Origin of the sequence: Mesorhizobium sp. M7A.F.Ca.MR.148.00.0.0, assembly GCF_003997735.1 — a bacterium.
Lineage (GTDB): Bacteria > Pseudomonadota > Alphaproteobacteria > Rhizobiales > Rhizobiaceae > Mesorhizobium.
In genome coordinates this window covers 1-4,957 of sequence record NZ_RZTB01000042.1, presented here as the reverse complement: position 1 = coordinate 4,957, position 4,957 = coordinate 1, and the positions used below count along the sequence as shown (strand labels likewise).

The window sequence follows — 4,957 nt, the reverse complement described above, 5'->3', positions numbered from 1 at the left end:
GGGGAGACTGGAAGTGGAAAGCAGAAGCTTAGACGGCGAACGCGGCCGGCGCGGCGGCCGGCAGCTTGGCGGTGCTTGCCGTGATGTCGGCAGTGTTCTTGTCGATGGCGTCGGCGACGGCATTCAGCGCGTTTTCACTATCGCCAGCGGGCGCAGCGCCGATGCCGGCGGCTACGGCAGCGTCGACAGCGACGGAGTTTGCAGCGACGGCGGCGGTCTGCGCCGCAACAGAGGCGTTCAGACGGTCCAAGGCAGTAGTCATTTCAAGGGTCCTTTCAAGGAAAAGATGCAAAAGCTCGTGGGAGTGAGCGAGCATTTGCTTCAATTCTCGGTTGGAGCTCATTTCGGTTCGCTCCGGCGATGGGGGTTACTCAGGGGGGAACGCTTACTGGCACAAATGTTGGAAACTTCAGGCGGCGCGCAGCACCTTCATGATGGCGTCCCACCAGTAGACGACGAAACCGACGGCCGCGCCGCCAATCGCGGTGCCGGCTATGCCGGCGACGAATAAGGCACCGACTCCACGCTGCTTCCATTCCTTCACCTCATCGGTGATTGTCTTGCTGTCAGCGACGTCGGTCTTCATCGTCTCGACGTTGGTCCTTAGCTCGCCCACCTCACCGACCAGGTCATCGACGCGCTTGTGGACGGCTGCGCGATGCAGATCAGCCCGGCGACTGCTTTCGACTGACCTCTGTTCCGACGCCTGAAAATCGCGGCGGATGCCGGCTACTTCGGCACGCAGGCTGCCGATCGCCTCGGATATCTCGTCGAGTTTCGACGTCATTTCACAAGCGCCTTGATGGTGGTGGCTTTGGCGTAGATGAGAGCGACGACACTCACGGTCGCCATCCGCAGAGCTGTTCGCCCTTACGGTTGTGGGCCAGGATCTCGGCCACCAATGCATCCGAGAGCTTGGCGACGTCGGCTTTCGTCGGCCGGATCGGGTGTTCGACCTCGCAGAAGCTGCCGCCCATTGTGGTGCAGCCGGCCGCGAGCGCGAGCACCGCCGCCAGTGTCAGGATTTTGACCATTCGCCCAATTCCTTCCGGTTGTCGGCCGGCGCGCTGCCAGCCACGGCATCATCGATCTTCTGACCTTCAACAGTCGCGGCGGCATCGTTCGCCGCCTGCTTGTTGCGCTCAGTGGCAACGCCGGTGGCGCGGCCATGAAACCAGGCGCCGGCCGCGCCGATGATCCCGGCGACAACGGCGAGGATGGTCGGATTGGTGAGGAGAAAGGTGAGGATCGCGGTCATCAGCACGATCTCCAGACGCCGTCGGTCAACCAGCCGTGCCAATGCCCGATGTGGTGCACGGACGGCATGAGCGTCGGCGTTTCCTTTGATCCATTCCAATGCCACGACGGCGACTGCGCCGGCTTCTCGCCCGCCTTGACGCGGACTGCGCCGGCCGCGCCACAGCCGCAAGGACAGGAATAGTACCAGTATTCGGAGCCGTCGTCGGTCGGTCGCTCGTCCTGCGATATCACCAGGAGCGCGCCAGGCACACGCGTCCTCATGTTCTCATCGAAGAAAGCCGCCTCGCTCTCGGCGAACGTCGCCGCGACCGGCTCTGTCTTGACCTCGCTCATCTCACGACCCCTTGCAGTCGGGATCGCGGCGGCGGCGGGCGTACTCGGTAAGGACACCGGACGCCAGCAGATAGATCGGCACATACTGCGTCGGCACATAGGCCTGAAAGACGCTCGGATCGAGAGCGCAGAACGCCCCGACGACGAGGCCGCCGAACATCTGCACGCGAGCGACCAGGATGGTCTCGGAGTTGAGGAAAAAGCTTTTGATCTTTTCCAGCATGGCGAAGTCCTTTCAGAAGAACGAGTGAATCCAGGCGGCCAGTTCATGCCAGCGCATCGCGATGGCGGTACCGATGACGGCGAGAAGGCCGACCGCGACGGTAGGTTTGCTACTGCTCGGCGTCGGCGCGGGAACGGTAGGCGCCGGCAGGGTCGATGGCGCGGGCGCGGCAGGCACGAGCACGGTCCGCTCCGTGACTGTGTCGCCGTGCTGGACGACGACCGTGACGCTGGGCTTGTCCGGGAACAGCACGGGTGCTGCCACCGGTTGAGGAGCTGCAGGAGCCCGAGCGGGTTGTGCCGTCTGCACCGGCTCCGCAGTCTGCAAGGCTTCAAGGGCAGCGATGACGCGGTGCGTCAGGGCGATGCGATCGGCCTCGGCGTTAGCCGGTTTGCTCGATTTCGGATTGCCGCGATTGACGCCGCGGCTGACTGCGGCCGTGTCGTTGCGGTCCGCATAGACGTTGAGGTTGTTCTTCTGCCAATACCAAAGCGACGTCGCGAAGCCGACGGCACGGTCCGTGGCGACCAGATCAGGCGTCGCCTCGAGATCGATGTCAGGGCGGCCAAGGAGAGTGCGGACGAACGGCGTCGCCTCGCGATAGTCGGCCCGGCCGGTGAGCTGGATCGGACCGCGCCCCTTGAACCGCTTGCCATCGCCGGGCTGCGTGTTGCCGAGATCCTCGCGGCCTTCATAGGCAGCCCCGCTGGCATATTCCTCATAGGTCCGGAAATAGTTGCTCTCGACACCGCACTGGCCGATGAACTGGCCGAGCCGAAGCACGCTGCCGAGGACGTCTCCGGCTGTTGGGCAGGCCGCCAGGAACGGGCCGAGGTTTTCCGGGTTGGCATGCGGGAAAATCGGCGCGAGGTCGGCCGCGCTCGGATAGACGAGCATGGTCAGTCCTTTCCGCCCGGGAGGGCAGGTTTTGATATGAGGATCAGGGATTGCAGGACCCACGCCGGCGGGGTGCTCTAACGGTCAGAGCAAAGCGGCTGCCGTGAAGAAGGCGTCGATCTGAGCGGACGTGTAGCCAAGCTCTGTGAACCCGGATGCCATCATCGGCTCACTGCGCAGGAAGCTTCCGCTGTATTCGAAGGAATCTTGGACCTCGACGGACTGTGCAGCGATCCAACCACTCACTTGGTCGCGCAGCCCAGCGATGCCAAGCTGCACATGGAACTGCCTGGCCGACACGCTGTCCGGAACGACCGGCACAACGACGGGCGCGACATACGGAGCAACATTCCCTGCCGCGACTGCTGCCGCATAGAGCGCCGGCCCGTAGTCGGTGGCGTCGTTCGGCGATGCTGTAAACGGTATCCAGCCGAAGTCCGGCGTCTCAATCTCCATGTCGATCGTGCCGGAAACATTGTATGCGGGGTTACGGAATTGGAGCATCACGATATCCTCAAAAAGAGCGTCGTGCGGCGGTGGAGACTGCCGCCGTAATTGACCTGGCCCATCGCTCGCCAAGAGCCGGCCAGAACGGCGCCGCCCTTTATGAGGACGGAGGCGCCGCTTCCATACGGGGTGTCGTCACCCGGATCGGAGGTGGCGCCGCTGTTATCGAGGACACCCGCAGGCTGGATCGTCGACCCGGCGTACACGGTGCCTGCCATGACGGCGGTGTTGAGAGTGTACCCAAACGCATAAGTTCCGACTGCCCCATAAGCCAAGGCCGCGTTGCCCGAGCCGTAGTTCGGAGCCGCAGCGGCTACCGCCGCCGTAACGAAGGCCGTGGTGGCGACCGACGTGTCGTTGTCGCCGGCAGCCTGGGTCGGCGCGGTTGGGGTCCCGGTCATTACCGGGCTGGCCAGCGTCTTGTTGGAAAGCGTCTGAGCCGTCGTCTTGTCGACGGTGATTGTCGGGTCGATCGCGAACTGCGTGCCAACGAGGGCAAGGCCATTGCCGGCTGTGTACGAACCGATCCCCGCAGTCTGGGCAAAGGTGATGGGATCGGTGCCGATGACCGGGTGCTCGGTGGCGTTTTGCACAAAGGTCGAAGTGCCGAACGTTGCTCCACCCGTCACGAAGGTCTGGTCGCCAAGGTCGATATCGGCGGTGAGATTGTAATAGCTCGCACGCGTCAGGACAAAGGGCGCGCCGGCGCTGCCGGTCGCCGTAACCGCGTAGATACCATTCTGGAATGTCGACGCCTGGTTCTTGACCAGGATGACATCGTTGAGGTTCGCGGCCACGCCATCCACCGTCAAAGCGCCGTTCGCAGAAGCCGTAAGCGTGGCACCGACGCCGGATGCGCCGTTCGCATAGGTGACAGTCGCAAGCGCGGCGGTCGTGGCTAGTCTGCAAGCCGGCAGCGTCGTGGTGGCGTAGATCGCGGCTTGGACATAGGCAGTGGTCGCCAGCCTGGTCGAGTTGTCGCCAGGCGTCTGCGTGAAGGCGGTCGAGGCGGCAGCCAGAGTAACGGTCGGGTTTGTCGCGAAGACGAGCGGTCCGCTTCCGGTCTCGTCGACCATGCTGGCTGCGAGTTGCGCGCTGGTGCCTCCAGCCAAGAAAGCCGCCATGTTGGCGGCCAGACCGGAGATGTCGCCGATCGCCGGCTGCGCGAACGTCGGGTAGCCGCCCAAGTTGATGCCCGTGGCGAAATTGTGGGCAGGCGCGGCGGCCGAAAACACGCCGCCCAAGGCCACGGTCTGAGGCGTGGGAAGATCAGCTCCGACCAACACCCGGAACGCGGGCGCGCCGGCTCCCGCACCTGGCGTGGCGAGCACGAGGTTGGCCGCGTGCGATTGCAGCGAGATTCCGCTGTCCTGGACGCCTGTGCCGTTCGTGTTGGAAAACACGGCGATGTTGCCCAACACGGCGCTGGCCGGCCCAACGACATTGCCGTTGGAGATTGGCCCGATGGTTTGGCCGCCCATCTGGAAAAACAGACCGTAGATCGTCGACCAGAACATCCCATCGACGGGCGATGCCGGAGTCTGCCCAGGAGGAATGGAAAAGCCGGCACCATTGGACGTCGAGGCAAAGGTGTTAAGCGGACCTTGCATCGAGTCGCCGGCCCGGTTGACTGGGGTGTAGCCGAGCGCGTTCTGCTTCTGGTTGAAAAGCAGGTTCCACTGGCCAGGCGTCAGCACCACGCCATAGCTAAACGTCACCATGAGACCTATCCGATTA

At 63.8% G+C, this 4,957-nt stretch carries 9 protein-coding genes; all 9 read right to left on the bottom strand.

Features of this window, described 5'->3' with window-relative positions:
• Positions 1 to 28: 28 nt before the first annotated feature.
• Complete coding sequence (locus tag EOB49_RS17230) at positions 29 to 343, bottom strand: hypothetical protein (protein ID WP_127381672.1); 315 nt, start codon at positions 341 to 343, stop codon at positions 29 to 31.
• A 66-nt stretch (positions 344 to 409) separates the two neighbouring features.
• Positions 410 to 787, bottom strand: a complete 378-nt coding sequence (locus EOB49_RS17225; protein WP_164781710.1) for a DUF1515 family protein — start codon at positions 785 to 787, stop codon at positions 410 to 412.
• A gap of 52 nt (positions 788 to 839) precedes the next feature.
• Positions 840 to 1,034 carry a hypothetical protein gene (locus tag EOB49_RS17220; protein WP_127381670.1) on the bottom strand — a complete coding sequence of 65 codons (195 nt, stop codon included), beginning with the start codon at positions 1,032 to 1,034 and terminating at the stop codon, positions 840 to 842.
• Complete coding sequence (locus EOB49_RS17215) at positions 1,019 to 1,258, bottom strand: hypothetical protein (RefSeq protein ID WP_127381669.1); 240 nt, start codon at positions 1,256 to 1,258, stop codon at positions 1,019 to 1,021. Before EOB49_RS17215 ends, EOB49_RS17220 begins: the two co-directional genes overlap by 16 nt.
• Positions 1,258 to 1,593 carry a DUF6527 family protein gene (locus EOB49_RS17210; protein WP_127381668.1) on the bottom strand — a complete coding sequence of 112 codons (336 nt, stop codon included), beginning with the start codon at positions 1,591 to 1,593 and terminating at the stop codon, positions 1,258 to 1,260. The genes EOB49_RS17215 and EOB49_RS17210 overlap by 1 nt, the downstream gene beginning before the upstream one ends.
• Before the next feature lies 1 nt (position 1,594).
• Positions 1,595 to 1,816, bottom strand: a complete 222-nt coding sequence (locus tag EOB49_RS17205; protein WP_027162323.1) for a hypothetical protein — start codon at positions 1,814 to 1,816, stop codon at positions 1,595 to 1,597.
• 12 nt (positions 1,817 to 1,828) lie between these two features.
• Positions 1,829 to 2,713 (bottom strand): glycoside hydrolase family 19 protein, encoded by an 885-nt coding sequence (locus tag EOB49_RS17200; RefSeq protein WP_127381667.1) that lies wholly within the window; start codon positions 2,711 to 2,713, stop codon positions 1,829 to 1,831.
• Between the two features lie 84 nt (positions 2,714 to 2,797).
• The gene (locus EOB49_RS37680) at positions 2,798 to 3,217 is read right to left on the bottom strand and encodes a hypothetical protein (RefSeq protein WP_245472729.1); all 420 of its coding nucleotides are present in this window, start codon (positions 3,215 to 3,217) and stop codon (positions 2,798 to 2,800) included.
• Positions 3,217 to 4,957, bottom strand: a 1,741-nt coding sequence (locus EOB49_RS17190; RefSeq protein WP_206526115.1) for a hypothetical protein, incomplete at its 5' end; no start/stop codon positions are given. The genes EOB49_RS37680 and EOB49_RS17190, both read right to left, overlap by 1 nt.

Excerpts from the sequence above, each read along its gene's own strand:
- EOB49_RS17230 (WP_127381672.1), bottom strand. The coding sequence starts at position 343 with ATGAGCTCCAACCGAGAATTGAAGCAAATGCTCGCTCACTCCCACGAG.
- EOB49_RS17225 (WP_164781710.1), bottom strand. The coding sequence starts at position 787 with ATGACGTCGAAACTCGACGAGATATCCGAGGCGATCGGCAGCCTGCGT.
- EOB49_RS17220 (WP_127381670.1), bottom strand. The coding sequence starts at position 1,034 with ATGGTCAAAATCCTGACACTGGCGGCGGTGCTCGCGCTCGCGGCCGGC.
- EOB49_RS17215 (WP_127381669.1), bottom strand. The coding sequence starts at position 1,258 with ATGACCGCGATCCTCACCTTTCTCCTCACCAATCCGACCATCCTCGCC.
- EOB49_RS17210 (WP_127381668.1), bottom strand. The coding sequence starts at position 1,593 with ATGAGCGAGGTCAAGACAGAGCCGGTCGCGGCGACGTTCGCCGAGAGC.
- EOB49_RS17205 (WP_027162323.1), bottom strand. The coding sequence starts at position 1,816 with ATGCTGGAAAAGATCAAAAGCTTTTTCCTCAACTCCGAGACCATCCTG.
- EOB49_RS17200 (WP_127381667.1), bottom strand. The coding sequence starts at position 2,713 with ATGCTCGTCTATCCGAGCGCGGCCGACCTCGCGCCGATTTTCCCGCAT.
- EOB49_RS37680 (WP_245472729.1), bottom strand. The coding sequence starts at position 3,217 with ATGCTCCAATTCCGTAACCCCGCATACAATGTTTCCGGCACGATCGAC.